We start from the raw sequence: 457 nt of genomic DNA, 5'->3' as shown, positions 1-457 counted from the left end.
CTAGGATTTTGATCCAATTCGGTAATCGTACAAGTAGTACAATCAGGATCAACAGGACAAGTCGTACAAGGTGTAGGATCCGTAGAAGTTGCCGTTACAGGTTCTCCGACAGGAGGTGTTCCTTGAACCGTCGCAAAATTATAAACCACACTTTTATTGATGTCCTCTTGAGTAATATTATAAATAGCGTAGAAGGTAGTTTCATCACTTTCATTTATATTCAATTCAATAGGCTCCCCAATTACAGTCACTTTATCATCTGTAACGGTTATATTATTTAATTTAGCACCTCCAGTGTTTTTTACTGTAAATGTATAATTGATTTGATCTCCAACATTTGTTTTTCCATCTTCATTGGTATCAACATAAGTTCCTTCTTTTAATACTTCTATAGAAGGTATGTAAACATTTACCGTTACAGTAGCTTCATCACAATTATCAGGATTTAGAATTTCAC

General features: G+C 34.4%; 1 protein-coding gene. It reads right to left on the bottom strand.

Annotation, left to right across the window (positions count from 1 at the left end; translation table 11 throughout):
• Window positions 1-457: DUF7507 domain-containing protein (locus AAGV28_RS15415; protein WP_461782282.1), on the bottom strand; the 457-nt coding region annotated here is incomplete at both ends.

The organism is Flavobacterium zubiriense (assembly GCF_041729725.1).
Classification (GTDB): domain Bacteria; phylum Bacteroidota; class Bacteroidia; order Flavobacteriales; family Flavobacteriaceae; genus Flavobacterium; species Flavobacterium zubiriense.
This window is presented reverse-complemented; position numbering and strand designations above follow the sequence as displayed.